Source organism: Flavobacterium sp. 28YEA47A, from assembly GCF_041262125.1.
Classification (GTDB): Bacteria; Bacteroidota; Bacteroidia; order Flavobacteriales; family Flavobacteriaceae; genus Flavobacterium.
Genome location: NZ_JBGCCI010000003.1, coordinates 38,798 through 55,173, shown reverse-complemented (window position 1 = coordinate 55,173; position 16,376 = coordinate 38,798). Strand labels below are relative to the sequence as shown.

The 16,376-nt window shown below is 34.6% G+C and carries 19 protein-coding genes; 7 read left to right on the top strand and 12 right to left on the bottom strand.

Going from position 1 to position 16,376, the window contains the following annotated elements; translation table 11 throughout:
* Nucleotides 1-179 precede the first annotated feature (179 nt).
* Nucleotides 180-566: a hypothetical protein gene (locus tag ABH942_RS04785; RefSeq protein ID WP_370029839.1), complete on the top strand. Its 387-nt coding sequence runs from the start codon at nt 180-182 to the stop codon at nt 564-566.
* A 202-nt stretch (nt 567-768) separates the two neighbouring features.
* Here ABH942_RS04785 and ABH942_RS04780 read toward each other — a convergent pair whose 3' ends face one another.
* Complete coding sequence (locus ABH942_RS04780) at nt 769-1,119, bottom strand: hypothetical protein (protein WP_370029838.1); 351 nt, start codon at nt 1,117-1,119, stop codon at nt 769-771.
* Nucleotides 1,112-2,029, bottom strand: coding sequence for an IS1595 family transposase (locus ABH942_RS04775; RefSeq protein WP_370029837.1), 918 nt, complete (start codon nt 2,027-2,029; stop codon nt 1,112-1,114). Before ABH942_RS04775 ends, ABH942_RS04780 begins: the two co-directional genes overlap by 8 nt.
* Before the next feature lie 398 nt (nt 2,030-2,427).
* Between ABH942_RS04775 and ABH942_RS04770 the strand changes: the two genes are divergently transcribed.
* The 4 genes from ABH942_RS04770 to ABH942_RS04755 all read left to right on the top strand — a co-directional run bounded on the left by ABH942_RS04770 (nt 2,428) and on the right by ABH942_RS04755 (nt 5,853).
* On the top strand, nt 2,428-2,619 hold the full coding sequence (locus ABH942_RS04770; RefSeq protein WP_370030268.1) for an AEC family transporter: 192 nt from the start codon (nt 2,428-2,430) through the stop codon (nt 2,617-2,619).
* A 6-nt stretch (nt 2,620-2,625) separates the two neighbouring features.
* Nucleotides 2,626-3,846: an MFS transporter gene (locus ABH942_RS04765; RefSeq protein WP_140002860.1), complete on the top strand. Its 1,221-nt coding sequence runs from the start codon at nt 2,626-2,628 to the stop codon at nt 3,844-3,846.
* Between the two features lie 73 nt (nt 3,847-3,919).
* The gene (locus ABH942_RS04760) at nt 3,920-4,351 is read left to right on the top strand and encodes a DoxX family protein (RefSeq protein WP_370029836.1); all 432 of its coding nucleotides are present in this window, start codon (nt 3,920-3,922) and stop codon (nt 4,349-4,351) included.
* 89 nt (nt 4,352-4,440) lie between these two features.
* Entirely contained in the window at nt 4,441-5,853 is a 1,413-nt protein-coding gene (locus ABH942_RS04755; RefSeq protein ID WP_370029835.1) for an FAD-binding oxidoreductase, read from the top strand.
* Nucleotides 5,854-5,884: 31 nt separating this feature from the next.
* Here ABH942_RS04755 and ABH942_RS04750 read toward each other — a convergent pair whose 3' ends face one another.
* From ABH942_RS04750 to ABH942_RS04710, 9 genes are all read right to left on the bottom strand, one after another.
* Nucleotides 5,885-7,144: a cation:proton antiporter gene (locus tag ABH942_RS04750; protein ID WP_370029834.1), complete on the bottom strand. Its 1,260-nt coding sequence runs from the start codon at nt 7,142-7,144 to the stop codon at nt 5,885-5,887.
* Between the two features lie 306 nt (nt 7,145-7,450).
* Nucleotides 7,451-8,023, bottom strand: coding sequence for a hypothetical protein (locus ABH942_RS04745; protein WP_370029833.1), 573 nt, complete (start codon nt 8,021-8,023; stop codon nt 7,451-7,453).
* Between the two features lie 79 nt (nt 8,024-8,102).
* Nucleotides 8,103-8,702 carry an N-acetylmuramoyl-L-alanine amidase gene (locus ABH942_RS04740; RefSeq protein WP_370029832.1) on the bottom strand — a complete coding sequence of 200 codons (600 nt, stop codon included), beginning with the start codon at nt 8,700-8,702 and terminating at the stop codon, nt 8,103-8,105.
* A gap of 39 nt (nt 8,703-8,741) precedes the next feature.
* Nucleotides 8,742-9,239: an N-acetyltransferase family protein gene (locus ABH942_RS04735; RefSeq protein ID WP_370029831.1), complete on the bottom strand. Its 498-nt coding sequence runs from the start codon at nt 9,237-9,239 to the stop codon at nt 8,742-8,744.
* The gene (locus ABH942_RS04730) at nt 9,236-9,691 is read right to left on the bottom strand and encodes a GNAT family N-acetyltransferase (RefSeq protein ID WP_370029830.1); all 456 of its coding nucleotides are present in this window, start codon (nt 9,689-9,691) and stop codon (nt 9,236-9,238) included. Before ABH942_RS04730 ends, ABH942_RS04735 begins: the two co-directional genes overlap by 4 nt.
* 15 nt (nt 9,692-9,706) lie before the next feature.
* Nucleotides 9,707-10,198, bottom strand: a complete 492-nt coding sequence (locus ABH942_RS04725; protein ID WP_370029829.1) for a hypothetical protein — start codon at nt 10,196-10,198, stop codon at nt 9,707-9,709.
* Between the two features lie 39 nt (nt 10,199-10,237).
* Nucleotides 10,238-11,416, bottom strand: a complete 1,179-nt coding sequence (gene wecB / locus ABH942_RS04720; RefSeq protein ID WP_370029828.1) for a non-hydrolyzing UDP-N-acetylglucosamine 2-epimerase — start codon at nt 11,414-11,416, stop codon at nt 10,238-10,240.
* Nucleotides 11,373-12,602, bottom strand: a complete 1,230-nt coding sequence (locus tag ABH942_RS04715; RefSeq protein WP_370029827.1) for a glycosyltransferase family 4 protein — start codon at nt 12,600-12,602, stop codon at nt 11,373-11,375. The genes wecB and ABH942_RS04715 overlap by 44 nt, the downstream gene beginning before the upstream one ends.
* A complete protein-coding gene (locus tag ABH942_RS04710; RefSeq protein ID WP_370029826.1) occupies nt 12,602-13,438 on the bottom strand; it encodes a DUF2334 domain-containing protein in 837 nt (278 codons plus the stop codon). Before ABH942_RS04710 ends, ABH942_RS04715 begins: the two co-directional genes overlap by 1 nt.
* Before the next feature lie 365 nt (nt 13,439-13,803).
* On the opposite strand from ABH942_RS04710, the gene ABH942_RS04705 reads away from it, so the two are divergent.
* On the top strand, nt 13,804-14,340 hold the full coding sequence (locus tag ABH942_RS04705) for a DUF4468 domain-containing protein (RefSeq protein WP_370029825.1): 537 nt from the start codon (nt 13,804-13,806) through the stop codon (nt 14,338-14,340).
* Nucleotides 14,341-14,557: 217 nt separating this feature from the next.
* Here ABH942_RS04705 and ABH942_RS04700 read toward each other — a convergent pair whose 3' ends face one another.
* Nucleotides 14,558-14,866, bottom strand: coding sequence for a hypothetical protein (locus tag ABH942_RS04700; RefSeq protein ID WP_370029824.1), 309 nt, complete (start codon nt 14,864-14,866; stop codon nt 14,558-14,560).
* Nucleotides 14,867-15,259: 393 nt separating this feature from the next.
* On the opposite strand from ABH942_RS04700, the gene ABH942_RS04695 reads away from it, so the two are divergent.
* Nucleotides 15,260-16,375 (top strand): hypothetical protein, encoded by a 1,116-nt coding sequence (locus ABH942_RS04695; RefSeq protein WP_370029823.1) that lies wholly within the window; start codon nt 15,260-15,262, stop codon nt 16,373-16,375.
* Nucleotide 16,376: the final 1 nt, after the last annotated feature.

The window sequence follows — 16,376 nt, the reverse complement described above, 5'->3', positions numbered from 1 at the left end:
TGGTAAATTTAAAAGACACTTCAGAATAATAAGTTCTAATGCTCACGTTTCGGCGTGGGTGTAACTTATGTATCATAGTGTCAGGTTTACCAGAACCTTTAATGATGAGAGTAGGTTATAAACCCACGCTTTTTTATTAACTAATCTTCACTAAGGGTTTAAGTGATAAACTTAAATCTATGAAAGTATTCTATTTATTACTTCTCTTTTCATTTACTGCTTATTCTCAAGAATCTCAATTTGAATATTTTGAAACAGATGTTCAAGATAAACAATGGTTTATTAAACTTGAAAAGGTTAATAATGGACATTGGGAATTTTGGATTAAAATTGTTCATCCTTCAACTAAAACAAAGAATAAAAAAGGTCAATATGTGACTAAAAAAGGTAATTATGCAATAGAATTTTGTGAATTAGATTGCAATAATTCAACTTATAGTATTAGTGATTTTACAATATACAATTCAAAAGGAGTGCCCATTGATAAAGGTAATTCTTATGAGTTTAATAAGAGAATAGTACCTGAAACAATGATGGATTTGTTAAAAAATCATTTATGTGAATAATACTACAGATTTAATAAAGCATATATTTGTAATAGCTTATTTGCATTAATAATAATTTAATGATAGAAAGATAAATGAAAGTGAGCTTTACAAAAACGAAGAAAAAGACAAAATTTGTGTTTGAATGTAATTTTACAAAATTCATAACGACTATAATTTTACTCTTTATTTCTTCAAAATAATGAAAAGAGAGTAGTTAACGCTACTCTTTTTCTATTTTAAGTAAGTTTTTCAATACTTTATCAAATTCTACAGTAACATATTCTTTATCGACTTTAATCTTCTTATTATATTTTTGAAACTCTTTAAAGTCTTTAGATAGTTCTAGCAATGTCAAAACTTTAATTGCTCTTATTAGTATTTTATCGTTTTTAAAGTATTCAATAATTGATATATTGACATCTCTATTATTTTGATTCAATACTTCTAATATATCACTATCGTTTACAGTTTCAATAATATAGTTATGGCAGAATTTGTTGAATAATTCATCGGATTTATTCACTTTATCCTTAAAAAGTTCTTCTAATTGTTTGTAAACAGAATTACGCATTTGTTAGGCTTTTATAAGTTAACCTCTTTTCATTAGTCGTTTCTAATAACATATCAAATCTAACATTAATATTTGTATTTCTAGTATTAAACCTAAAAACTGATTCATTTACATATTGCTGTAAATGTTTTCTTGAAGCATGATAATAAACTCCAATTATACTACGCTTAAAATGTGACCAGAAATTTTCAATTGCGTTAGTTGTTGTATCTCCATCAGCATATTGTTTTCTTCCGTGGTCAACAAATGAGTGATTATAATATCTTTCTAGTCCTTTGTATGCTTTCCATTCATCAGTCATTAAATATGCTTCCTTATTTACAAATTCATGTACTAGTGGTTGAATAGCTTTTCTTGAAGTATTAGGTATTACTCTAGCTCTTAATAATCCACCTTTTTCAATTGCTCCAAATACTGGCGTTTTATCTTTAAATGAACGTCCTTGTGACATTGGAACTTTCTTATCTCTATGACGGTTTTTATTCTTACCACCAACAAAAGTTTCATCACATTGAACAATACCATTTAACTCTCTTAAAAATGATTCATGTTCAGTTGAATATCTTAAACGTTGTAATATAAACCAAGCTGTTTTTTGAGTTACGTTTAAATCTCTTGCTAATTGATAACTGCTAATACCTCGCTTATGAGAAGTGAATAAATATATAGCTATAAACCAATTTTGTAAAGATATTTTTGTTCCCTCAAATATAGTATTAGTTCTTACATTGAAGTATTTGCCTGTATTCTTACATCTATATCTATTGCTTTTGCATTTATATACTTTAGATGTTTTATCAAAAGGACTAATTATGTTACCATTCCAACGTATTTGTTCTAAATGGTTAATACATGATTGTTCATCAGAAAATGTTCTGATAAGGTCTAAAATGCTTTTGAATTGCAACATTGAATATTTGTTTGTAAATTACTTAAATATACGAAAAATATTGCAAAAAAGCAAATTAAGTTACTGATATTTAATCAATAAACATCATTTTTTATAGATTTGCAACATTAAAATATTTAAGAAGGTGAGATAGTCTCATCCAGTTTACTGTTTGTACAATTTAAATCTTTTTATCTAATGGATAAGTTTGATAAACTTCTATACAGATTATATCTTATAGTTATGATTATTGGAACTGTCTATTTGGTTTTCATTCAATAGAAAAATTTAAAAAATTAAACGAAAATGCAAAAATTAGATAAATTGAGTAAAAGCAATAGACTGTTAGGGGAAGTTCAGAAATGTTCTTCCCCTTCCTTCTTAAATACATTTTATGTAATCTGCTATATTAGTGCCTAATTTTTAACGGAAAAGGAATCGAAATCGATGTTGCCATACTTGAGTCGGCTATGGCGCCGATGATTACAGCATCAATTATTGCTTCAAATTATGGGCTAAAGCCCAAACTGAGCAGTATGATGATTGGTATAGGCATTCCACTTTCGTTTCTCACCTTAGCCTTTTGGTATTGGATTTTAATTACCTTTTAAAAAAATATGAAAACAACAGATTTAGATTTTCAAGCTCCAGATACAGATAATAAGGAATTGGCACAAAAAACGGTCTATTCCATTCTCTTTTCTATTGCCTTTGCACATTTGCTGAATGATTTGCTACAAGCAGTTATTCCGTCAGTTTATCCGATACTAAAAGAAAGCTATGATCTATCGTTTACACAAATCGGGCTGATTACTTTTGCCTATCAGATGGCGGCTTCTATCTTGCAGCCGTTTGTAGGGTTTTATACAGACAAGAAACCGCAGCCTTATTCGCAGATATACGGGATGTTTTTCACATTATCAGGAATTATTCTGCTTTCGTACGCATCGAATTTTTATGTCATTATACTTTCCGTAATCCTGGTAGGAATAGGATCGTCTATCTTCCATCCGGAAGCTTCCCGAATTTCATTTCTGGCTTCAGGCGGAAAGCGAGGGCTGGCACAATCGGTTTTTCAATTAGGAGGAAATGCAGGCACGGCTATCGGGCCTTTATTGGTGGCATTATTGGTAGTGCCTAACTCACAGCGTTATATTTTATTTTTTGTGATAATTGCTGCCTTGGCATTGCTTGTTTTGGGAAGAATTGCCCGTTGGTATGACAATCATCTTTCCTTAAGAGCGAAGAAAAAAGTAGAAGTTGTCTTGCCGGATCTGTCAAAAAACAGAATCATCTTATCTGTAATCATCCTGTTGGTATTGATCTTCTCCAAATTTTTCTACATGGCAAGCATGTCCAGCTATTTTACATTCTATCTTATTGAAAAGTTTAATCTTTCTGTTCAGGATGCCCAATTCCATTTGTTCCTGTTTTTGGCCTCCTGTGCTTTAGGAACCTTACTGGGCGGACCCTTGGGTGATAAGTTTGGACGAAAATATGTGATTTGGTTTTCGGTTCTTGGAGCCGCACCGTTTGCTTTGTTTCTGCCGTATGCCGATTTGTTTTGGACAGGTATTTTATCTGTAGTTATCGGGATTATCATTTCGTCAGCTTTTCCAGCAATTTTGGTATATGCGCAAGAATTATTACCAAAAAAGCTGGGTATGGTGTCTGGTCTTTTCTATGGTTTTGCTTTCGGAATGGGAGGACTTGGATCAGCATTATTGGGTTATACGGCAGACCATATAGGTATTGAAGCTGTGTATAAGATTTGTGCTTATTTGCCGTTAATTGGTATTATTGCTTTATTCCTTCCAAACCTTAAGAAGAAAAAGTAAGCCTGTTTGTCATTTTTATCATGTTAATTTTTGTAAATTTATAGGGCGTGAAACCCATTAAATTACAGCTATTATGATGAAAATTTTTAGTACAGCACAGAACAAGAACCTTTCCCATATTATGCTTTTTATAGTGAGGGCTACTGTGAGTAGCTTTATGCTGGTACATGGTGTGGAAAAGTTCGATACGCTTTATGCGGGAGGACCGTTTGAATTTCCCGATCCTTTAGGAGTAGGACCAACAGCATCGTTATCACTGGCGGTATTTGCAGAAGTTTTGTGTTCCGGTTTGTTATTTGTCGGATTTGCAACACGGCTCGTTACGATTCCACTGATTATCACGATGTTTTTTGCCGTTTTTGTTATCCATGGAGCCCATGGTTTTGAAAAACAGGAATTGGGCGGATTGTATCTCCTGATTTATGTCCTTTTGCTGGTAACAGGAAGTGGTAAATATTCTGTGGATCATTTTATCTACAAAAATACAAGACCCGAAAAACCTTAATTTTATTTACAACAAAACCTTTGCTGCATTATTAGGCAATCAAATAAATAGTATTTTTGGAGTTCTATAATGATTTTGAAATCGCTATCATGAAAACCGAAATACTTTCTAAAGAAGCAATAAGCCAACTGCAGGAAATTGTTGGCGCATCTTTTCTTTTCTTAGATGAAGAAACCCGAAATTACTATGGGCATGACGAAACAGAAGATTATGTTTTTCCGCCAAGCGTAGTATTGAAACCAGCTTCTGCCGAAGAAATTTCAGCCATACTAAAACTAGCTAACGAATATAAGATTCCCGTAACGCCAATTGGAGGAAAAACAGGACTGAGTGGAGGTGCTTTAAGCATTCATCAAGGGATAGGACTTTCGATGGAGCGTTTTAATAAAATCCTTCACATTGACGAACAGAACCTTCAGGTTATGGTTGAACCAGGCGTAGTAACGCAAACGCTCCAGGAAGCCGTTTTGGAAAAAGGATTGTTTTATCCGCCAGATCCGAGTAGCCGTGGCAGCTGTTTTATTGGCGGAAATGTTGCCGAAAATGCAGGTGGAGCCAGAGCTGTAAAATATGGCGTGACCAAAGATTATGTGCTGAATCTTGAAGTAGTATTGCCAACAGGCGAGATTATATGGACAGGAGCCAATACGCTGAAAAACTCTACAGGATATAACCTGACACAATTGATGGTAGGTAGTGAAGGCACGTTGGGAATTATTACCAAAATCGTGATGAAGCTCTTGCCAAAAAATACGCATAATGTGCTGATGCTTGTTCCTTTTTTTAATTCCAGTGAGGCTTGCGAGGCAGTAGCTAAAATCTTTAAGGCTGGTATAACACCAAGTGCTTTAGAATTTATGGAACGTGATGCGATCGACTGGACATTGCGTTTTATTGATGGTGTGAGCCTGAATATAAAGGACGAAGTTCAAGCGCACTTACTTATCGAAGTTGATGGGAATTATCCTGATGTGCTGTTTTCTGAAGCGGAAAAAATTACAGAAGTTTTAGAACAGTTTGCTATTGATGAAATTCTTTTTGCGGATTCAGAAGATCAGAAAAATGCGCTATGGAAATTAAGAAGGGCGGTAGCAGAAGCCGTAAAATCGAATTCGGTTTATAAAGAAGAAGACACAGTCGTACCGCGATATGAATTGCCTAAACTTTTGGAAGGAATCAAGGCTATTGGAAACAAATACGGCTTTAAATCGGTTTGTTATGGCCATGCCGGCGATGGAAATCTCCATGTGAATATTGTCAAAGGTACTATGTCTGATCAGGACTGGAACACTGAAATACCAAAAGGTATCCGTGAGATTTTTGAATTGACGGTTTCGCTCAAAGGGACATTGTCTGGCGAGCATGGTATTGGTTATGTACAAAAGAACTATATGGATATTGCCTTTTCACAAACGCAATTACTGCTGATGAAGAATATTAAACAATGTTTTGACCCGAATACGATATTAAATCCAGGCAAAGTACTGCCAGATTCTTTATAACAAAAAGGAGCTTCAACTGAAGCTCCTTTTTTTATTCTATGCTAGCGGATTTCGCTTTCGGTAATAATTTGTTGGCCAATTTGCCAATAGTAAGTCCTTGTACGATTATAGAAAAGACAACTACAAAATAGGTAATTGCTACTATGATTTTTTTATGAGGGCCTTCCGCAATCGATAATGCCAAGGCAATGGAAACACCTCCTCGCAGTCCGCCCCAAACCATTATTTTTATGGTTGAAGATTCAAATTTCTTTTTAAAAGGAATGATTTTAGCTGGAATCCAAATAGATATGAATCGGCAGAGAAGCACGATGAAGATACAAATCAAGCCAATAGACCAGAAGCTCAAGATGTTCGGAATTAACAATAATTCAAAACCGATAAAAAGGAAAAGAATAGCGTTAAGGATTTCATCAATCAATTCCCAAAACTTATTCAGATAATCTTTTGTAGTGGCAGACATGGCTGTCTTTTTCCCATAATTTCCGATAATGATTCCCGCAGCTACCATAGTCAATGGCCCGGAAATATGCATGGCCTGCGCGATCAGATAACCGCCCATAACGACTGATAAGGTAATAAGTACAGATACTTTATAATCGTCTACTTTTCGCATCGCTTTGCTGGACTGTATACCTAAAAAAGTTCCAAGAAGGAAACCACCCAAGGCTTCTCTAATCAGTAACCACGAAACGTGTGGTAGCGAAAAGTCGCTTGCAGGATCTTGCGCCAATTTTAGGATTACGGCAAAAACCACAACAGCTACACCGTCGTTAAACAAGGATTCTCCTGCAATTTTTGTCTCCAATGATTTTGGAACCTTGGCGTTTTTCAATATACTGAGTACAGCAATCGGATCAGTAGGCGAAATCAGGGCTCCAAAAAGCAGACAGTAAATAAACGGCAGGTCAATATGAAGAAGGTCAGTAGTAAAGTCAAGAATGAGCCCAATGGCAAGTGCTGATATCAATACACTAATAGTAGAGAATACCATGACCGGGCCTCTCTGCTCACGTAAATCTTTAAGGTTAACATGGATAGCGCCCGCAAACAAAAGAAAGTTTAGCATCGCACCCATCAGTACTTCCGTAAAGTCGAATTCTGAAAACAGTTTTGAAAAATTGGTAAATGTTTCAGGAAAGATGTTTCCGGTAATTACCAGCAGGATGGAACTGATCATAGCAATAATCATGATTCCGATGGTAGCCGGTAGCTTTAGGAAACGGATATTAAGATAAGCAAAAAAAGATGCAAGGACGATTAGGACTGAGAAGGAGTAGTATAATTCCATAAGTTGATTTAGGCGTTTTTACAAATATAAAAAACGAGAACAAAAACAGTGGGCGATTGGAGTTTTTTGACAAAATTTTGGCAAAAAAAAATCCCCAATTATCTTGGGGATTTGCATCAATCTCTTTTCGGATTGTTTTTCTTGTCTCTTTTTTCCGCTTTTTTTTCTTTAGCGGTCTTAGTAGGCTCTTTCTTTGCAGTTTTCTTAGCGTCGTGACTCTTTGCCATGGTTGTACGGTTTTTAGAGGTTAATTATTATCATTAGGAACAGGGCAAATAAAGCAAACAGGAATACATCTCGTTTTAGCTATAATCCCAATTCAGCTTTTATTTTTTCATCAAATATCTGGGGAAAAATCTGTTCGTTATATATCAGATATTTCCATTGCTTTTTAGTAAGATTGTCTGATATGGCTATCATTTTAGCTTGTGTCTTAATGTTCATGGTCTTGTTTTGCGGATCATAAGATACGTTTTCTGTTTTCATTGCTGATTTGAACATGTCAATATAATCCTGGATTTCCAGATTAGGAATTGCTTCGTCCCAAATAATCTGCATAGTGTTGTCATGGCTAATTACAGAAAATGTGTGGTCGCCTATTTTTTTGATGTTCCCAAAAACAAAATTAGGCGGGGCAGCTACCATTTTGATTTTAAAACCTTCGTTACCTTCAAAGCTTTTTTTCAATGTCTCAAGCAGGGCCGCTTTTGGTGCAATATCAAACAATTTAGGATAAACCATATCCATCATCTCTTCGTATTGATGGTTAATTGTATAATCATAAAATTTTTGAGCATTGGCTTTTAGTGAAGCCATATCCTGAGAAAAACTTTGGACAGAAATCAGCAGCAACAAAGCCAGACACACTATTTTTTTCATATTTTTTTTATTTCAAATATAAATTAAAAATCCTCTGGCTGTGGGAAGCAAGAGGATTTTAGGTTTTATTTATCATTTTTTATTGTGCCAGATAGTCTAATATCTTTTGGGCGATTTCTTTTTGTCCGGTATCGCTGCTGAGATAGCTTCTGTCATTCGTATTTGACAAAAAACCTAATTCCAAGACTACGGCCGGACTTTTAGCATTTTTAAGCAGATACATTGGTGCGGTTTTTACACCTCTGCTTCTAAGTTTGTTGTCAGAGAGTACAGAAATCAATTCTTCTGCGTGGGCTTTGGACGCTTCAAACCGTTCATTTTGCTCGCTAACGAAAGCTTCTATTCCATTAGCTTCTTCGTTGGTATTTTTATTTACGTGTAACGAAATTACCAGATCCGGTTGCAGTTTATTGATTTTTTCAGTCCTTTCCTGTAATGAGCTAAATTCATCACTGTCTCGGGTCAGGATAATCTCGATTTCAGTATTTTTGTTTTGAGAAGCTATTTGTTTGGCAATGTTCGAAACAATCTGTTTTTCGGAATAAAATCCATGGGTTGCGCCAACGTCTTGCCCGCCATGTCCGGCATCAATAACGATTCGTTTTTTGTTATCGGGAGTCGTAAAAGACAAAATAGAAATGAGCACGGCTGCTCCTAAAAATCTTAAAGTGTTTTTCATACAATTAAAGTTTAAGATTAAAGCATAACGTTAGAACCATTAATGTATGAAAATATTTGCTAAAAAACTGATAAGTTTTGAAGAAAAGGGTTCGTCCTTACTCTTTTTCCATTTTTCAGCCGTCATTTCAAATTTGATTTCGTCTTTTCCATACAGACCTGTTTCTTTCCAACCGCATTTCCTGTAAAAAGCCTCAGCGCGCGTGTTAGGCGAGGTACTAAGCCAGACCGTTTGACTGGTTATAGAGAAATACCAATCCAGCATATCATCATGGAGCTTCTTTCCTATGCCTTGTTTTTCATAATTGGGATCAAGAAACAAAGCCCAGATATTATTGTCTTTTAAATCGGCAATGGCAAATCCTATAATTTTACCGTCAATTTCACAAACCCAACCTTTCCCTCTTGAAAAAAGGAAGTCTTCGCAATCTTTGTCGGTTACAAGACCTGGATCGGACAAGGTGTTTTCCTTGACTGAATTCCTGACTGTCTGAATCTGTGGGATGTCTTCTAGTTTTGCCTCTCTGAATTGTTTCATTGTTGTTTTTTTAGCATCATGTGCAAAATAGGATAAGGCTTTCCACAGCCATCTATTTCAGAAGAAGCCACAGTGCGGAAGCCAAATTTTTCATAAAAACCAACAGCCTGCTCATTGTCTCGGTTGACGTCTACTTTAGTAATGTTGAAATTTTCTAAAGCGTAAGCAAGCAGTATTTTGCCAACACCTTGACCTCGTGCATCTGCATGAACGAAAAGCATTTCCAGATTGCCATCAGCTGTGCCCATAAAACCAAGAATCTGTCCGTTTTTGTCTTTCAGGCTTGTTAATGTGACAGCACTGAAATACTGAGGAACAAGGTTTTTATAAAATTCAAAGTCTTCTTCTTTAAGGAAGTGGTGAGTGGCTTTTACAGACGATTCCCAAACAGCAAGTATTTTGCTGTATTCCGCTTCGGTTACGTTGTCAAGTGTATAGTTTTGGAGAGGCATTTTTGTTTTGTAAAATTATAATTTCAGTATCTCGTCTGCTTTATTACATCGAATGTTCAAATCTTCGCACAGTTCTTTGATGCGTGGCACGTCTTCTCCGTATACAAGCATTAGCTGTATCGTATCGGCATAACTATCACCAATTTCAATAAGTTCCAATTCCGGAAATTCGGCTTTAAGCTCAGCAGAAACCCATTCGATATAATCGGCGGCATTTAGCTTTTTTTCATACGGATAGGGAGGAAGGGCACCATCGAGTTCGTCAACAATCAATTCGTGAATTTCGTCAATCTTGTCGCCTACAATCATAAATTCGCCTATTTCATTGGAAACAGCAAACTGTATGACACCTTCGGGATCAGCTTCTAATAGCCATTCTGCTTCGTTTTCTGCCAGATATTCTTTAGGGTTATCAACTGCTTGTTGCAGGGCAGTCCAGATATCATCTTCGTTTTCTAAATCAAAATCAGCTAACAGCAGATTGATGAGTTCTTTTATTTTTTCCATTTATCTAAAAAAAAATGTTTATTGTCTATTTACTGTATCTTATCCTACTAAGTCAGGAGTTGAAAAGGCAGTGTTAATCGGGTTTTCTTTAGCTGTTTTTAAATCCATCTTCTGTATTTCTTCAATTATCTTCTCAATAGCAGTTCCATTACCAAAAGGATTGTTTTTCAAACACTTACTTTCGTAGTATTCCGAATCATTTAATAGTTTTTTTGCTTCTGTAGTAATAGCATCATAAACAGGGCCTACTAAAATTGAGGAACCAATCTCCACTGCTTCTTGTCTCTCTGTAGAAAAGCGGGTAACTAAAACCGGTTTTCCTAAATATGGAGCTTCTTCTTGAATTCCTCCTGAATCGGTTATGATAAGATATGAATTATCTAGAAGGTATACAAATGATAAATAATCAATCTGCTCAACAAGAAAGACATTTGGAATATTACCAAGTTCATCTTCGATATGTTGTTTGCTATTTGGATTATGATGTACTGGAAATAAGACCTGGATATTTTCTGTAGCTACCAAAGTTTTTATTGCTTTACATATATTATCAATTCCTTCTCCATGATTTTCACGACGATGGGCAGTGACTATTACTAATTTTTTATCTTTTTGGAGGAAAGGAAATTTTTGGAGGACTTCATTTTCTAAAGAAGGATCTTGTTTGATTCTGTCTTTTATAAAAAATAAGGCATCAACACCTGTATTACCGCATAGTACTATATTTTCTTCGGGAATATTTTCATTCAACAGATTTTCTTGTGCCCTGGTGGTTGGTGCAAAATTTATGTTTGAGATCATAGCGGTCACCCTACGAGACATTTCTTCTGGAAAAGGAGAATAGATGTCGCCCGTTCTCAGACCTGCTTCTATATGAATTACTTTTACTTTTTCATAAAAAGCAGCCAAGCATGTGGTAAATGAAGTAGCTGTATCTCCTTGTGAAATCATCAAATCAGGCTTAAATTCAACAATCAGTTTTTGCAATCCGATTAAGATTTTGGCGGATAATTCGCTAAGGCTCTGATTGGGAGACATGACATTTAAATTATAATCAGGTTTCACTCCAAAAACGGCGAAGGCCTGATCCATTATTTCAGCATGTTGGCCTGTAGAACATATTGCTACTTCAAATCCTTCTATTTCGCGTAATTTTACTGCTAGAGGGACAGTTTTAATTACTTCTGGTCTCGTTCCAATGACGACTAATACTTTCATGTTTGTTAACGTTTTTATAAATTTCTAAAGTTTGTTGTGCTATTGATTCCCACGAATATTTTTTTCTAAATTCAAAGGTTTTGATTGGCAAATTTGTATCAGGCCAATTACTGACTATTCGTGTGATTTCGTCGGCTATTTTTTGCGCATTTTTTTGAGGTACCAGCCAACCATTTTCGTTTACTTTGATTATTTCTGGAAGTCCTCCCACATCAGTTGCTAAAACAGGTATTCCACAAGAAATAAGTTCGATAGAAAACAGGCTCATTCCTTCCATAAGTGAAGGGATAACTCCTATGTCGCTTATATTTATAAGAGGAATCAATCCTTCATGATCTACATTTCCATAGAGTCTAAAATCGACACCAACTGATTGGTCTAGTTCGGCTTGGACTTGTTTTCGATACATTGGAAAGTCTTCGGCATCATTTCCGGCAAATAGAAAAACGGATTTCTGCTTTATATCATCATTCAATAAATTGAGTGCTTTTGCCAAATATAAAACTCCTTTTGTTGGTGCCCATCTTCTGGCGCATAAAAACACTACTTTTTCCTCCAGCCCATGTTCCGTCTTTAATCTTAATTTTTCATTAGAACCAATTTCCCTAAAACCATAGGTGTCAAATCCATTAGGTATAAAATAACTGTTATTCTGACTAGGCAGGAGATTTTGGCTCGGGGCAATAATTGCATTGAAATGAGCTAAAAAACGTTTTTGTAAATAGCGTGTTATTTTGGTTTTTTTCAGGAATAAGTATTCACCATAATGGTTGGTAAATATGATCATGAATTTCTTTGAAATCTTTTTACTTAACCGGACGCTCGAAAGATAGTCATGTTGATGTATTATATCAGGATGTATATCTTTGATAAGGTCTAGTTTTTTAGAAATCCTGAGGTTTTGTCGTATTCTATCAAAAGGCGTAATCGTAAAACCCAGACCACCGCTTTCAAATCCTTTGAGTTGTTGGGCTATTTTATAAATTGGATCTTTGATTTCTAACAGATACCAATCAATACCATTGCGATTTTCAACAGTCAGATGATCTCTGTTTGATAAGGAATAGGTCATTATGCTTGGGATAAGTCCAAGTTTTTGCTGTTGTTGTGCTAAGTACTTGATATGGTATTCAACACCACCAATCTGTCCTTTGTTTTTTTCGCGATAAATATGGAGGATTTTCATTAAATGTGTTTGCTTATATTGTGTAAACTGTCTATTTTATAACCTTTCTTTACGCTGATTTCTATCATTTTAGAAAGAATTTCCAGCTCTTTGATGCCAATATAAAACGGATGGTCAAATACCATTTTATACTTTTCATCGATGTCTAGTTGTCTTTCAAATTCAGACAAGATTTGTCCAGATGAATAACCCAATGCCCTCAAATTTTCGACAAATCCAACGTTACCATGTTGTCCTAGAATATTAGTAGGGAAATGAATAAGTCCCGAAACTTCTAGATTCGGTTGTTTGCATGTGAAATATTCATCTGCTAAAACTGAAAAGCCTCTTTTTTTGAGTAAGTTGTCTATCCCGAAAGGAGTTTGCCAGCAAGGTGATGCAAAAGAAATAGGCTTGGGAAGTTGGTGCTGTTTGAAATAACCAAGTCCATAGTCTATTTCCTGAAGAATTTTTTCTTCATCCCAGTTTTTAGCATTTTTTTCCCATAGTGTATGGTTTTTTCCTCCATGTAGTCCCAGCTCATGTCCATGGTTTATTATATCATGAAGTATGTTCTTTTGTGCAGCCCCTATTCTTGGGTTGAGCAGTAAGGCTACAACACTATTGGTAACTCCAAGCTTGCTAAGCATTGAAAAAGTTCCTTGTGTTGTTTTATTAGAAAACTGGTTTTTAAACTTTTCTTTTAAAAATGAAGATCGATCGAATGATCTTCCCATACTTACAAAAAAAGTGCACTTTGCATTATAGTTTTCAAATAGCTTAAGCAGATTAGGAACTCCTTTTATAAGGCAGATATGAGTATCTATATCAAATCTAAAACAAATATATTTTTCCACTTCTAAGATTTAAACAATTTGGCAGGTTATTAAATAGCTTGCAGTATTTTTACTACTATTTGAAATGCTAAAAATAGATTTTTTTTCATTCTGTATGCATTGAACCCAATTAAAAATATTTCGTCTAAATATTTTTTGACTGTAGCTTTTGTTATGTAGATAGTCTTTTATTAATTTCAAATTATCTTAAATAAGTGGTAGTTATACAGAATAAGTAGTTATTTGGAAAGATAAGTGATAATGTGGAATATATTTTATTGTACTGAAAGTTATGTTTACTAACTATAATATCAAAATAAAAAGCTGGTAGTTGCTAAATTTGTTATATTTTAATGATTTTCAATATTGTAAAAATAATGACTATTATGAAAGTTATACTTTTATTCTTCATAAGTTTTATTAGTGCGTTATCTCAGGCACAGACCGGAAAATTGATTTATGGCAGTACGGTGCAAAAGGAAGAACGATCAAAAGAAGAGCTTTATTTAATGGCTAAAATGTGGTTTGCTACTGAATTTAAAAATAGCGTTGTTCAGGATAATGAACAGGAAGGCCGATTGTCTGCTGAAGTTTTTTTTGAATATCAGCCATCCTCTTCCCAATCTGATACAAGAGCTAAAGGGCGTATAAAATATACAGTCACCATTTTGACCAAAGGTGGACAATATGAATATGAAATTACAGATTTTAGGCATGAACCTTCTAACCGTTCTAAAGGTATAAGTGTTGGTCTGCTGACAAATAACGATGTTTTTCCTGACAGGAAAGACAAGCAGAGAGAACTAAAGGATAAAATATGGAAAGATATCAAGAGCGAACTTAGCCGCATAGTATTTCCTGTTTATCTGAGCCTTAACGAAGCTATGGACACGATGAACGTACCCAACCATAATGGGGAATAAATATACATTCCGAATCTAAATTAAAATCAGTAAGAAGCAGATTGATAAATCCTTTATTTTTTCGGTCTATTCTATTTTTTTTACCACGTTTTCAATATCGTCATCAATAAACAGGCTGGCAATTATTTTGTTATTTGGAAAGGATTTTTGAAGATCTGATCTTAGTAAATGCCTGTATAATTGCATGTTGCATAGTAACTGCAAGATTAATAAGCTATTACAATGCAGCCCCACTGTCGGTAAAAATGGGTATGTGGCTAATTTTTCGAGGTTGGATTTTAATATCAATCAAATCTGATCCAGGCATAGGGCTACTTATTTCTTTTTGGGGCATCATTGCAGTATCTTCTGGTTTTATATGATTTTCCAATAGTATGCTCTTTTTTTTTCTTGCATAGCTTTTTCTGTTTAAAGTTTGTTTCGGGTTAGCAATAAAGGAGCTTTCACCATCGATAAAATAGAGCGCAACTATTATGTAAATACAACCAATAAATGTGAGTTTAGACAAAAGATTAATTTTTAACATGATGTTTTTTGTTAATGCGGCTATCTGTTGTGGTTCTCAGATGGGTAAAAGCCATGAATTCAATCTGATGCAAATCTTCCTATTTATTGCAAATTCTCCTAGTGAAAAGTAATAAGTGGTTAATATAGCGAATAAGTGGTAACGTAAAAGGATAAATGACAATAGTGAGAACTGTCATTTCTATAAAAGCGTCCATTTTTTGAATACCATTTAAGAGATTGATAGGTAGATTGTCTTCTGAATTTCAAAAACACTCCGTTTTATAATTTCGAACCTATTTACTTATTAAAATTATGAAAATGAGATATTTGTGGTTTAGTTCGAAATTATAAGATTGGGCATTTCTGCCAAGCAATGATCCTAGATTTGGTTCATCAATCTTTAGAATTAAAAATGTATTTACGAAAAATTGCAACACCGAAAGATGTCTCTGAATTTTTAGAGCTTCCCAGCAAAATCTATGCTGATGACCCAAACTACATAAAGCCTTTAGATAAAGACATCGAAGTGATTTTTGATAGGAATAAAAATTTACTTTTCCGAAGTGGAAATTGCTGCAGATGGCTATTGTTAGATGAAAAACACGAAGTTATAGGCCGTATTGCAACATTTTACAATATTGACAGCCAAACCGGACTACCCAATGGAGGTATCGGTTTTTTTGAATGTATCAATGCTCAAAAGGCTGCTAATTTATTATTTGATTGTGCTAAAGAATGGCTGCGGAACGAAGGCTTAAAAGCTATGGATGGGCCAATAAATTTTGGAAACAGGATGAATTACTGGGGACTATTGATTAAAGGTTTTCAGGAGCCTTTATATGGCATGAACTATAATCCTCCATACTATCAGGCACTTTTTAATAATTATGGCTTTCAGGTTTCCTATCATCAATATTGCTATAGCATTGATTTGAAAGCTGAGCTTCCGTCTAAATTTTACAGAATAAAAGATATAATTGCTGACGATTCATCATATGAACTGCGTCCGTTCAACAAAACGCAGCTTACTAAATTTGCTAAAGATTTTACCAAAATTTATAATACATCATGGGCACAACATCATGAAAACAAAATGATTGAGGAAGAAGAAGTCTTAAAAAGTTTCCGAAAAATGAAACCTGTAATTGATGAAAAAACTATTTGGTTTGTTTATTGCAATGACGAACCGATTGCCTTTTGGATTAATTTGCCTAATTTGAATGATTATTTTAAATATCTGGGCACCAGGCTCGGTTTATTTTCAATTTTAAAGTTTTTATGGCTCAAAAAATTCCATCCTACAAAACATTTGGTAGGTCTTATTTTTGGAATTGTTCCTAAGTTTCAGAACAAAGGAGTTGATGCTTTCCTGATTGTAAAAGCCTTGGAAATAATCAATGCAGAAACCCAGTATGATTTTTATGAAGTACAATGGATTGGCGATTTTAATCCAAAAATGATAAATGTTATCCAAAATATGAATGGAAAAATCACGAGAACTTTGGCGACCTATAATTTTTCTTTTTGAG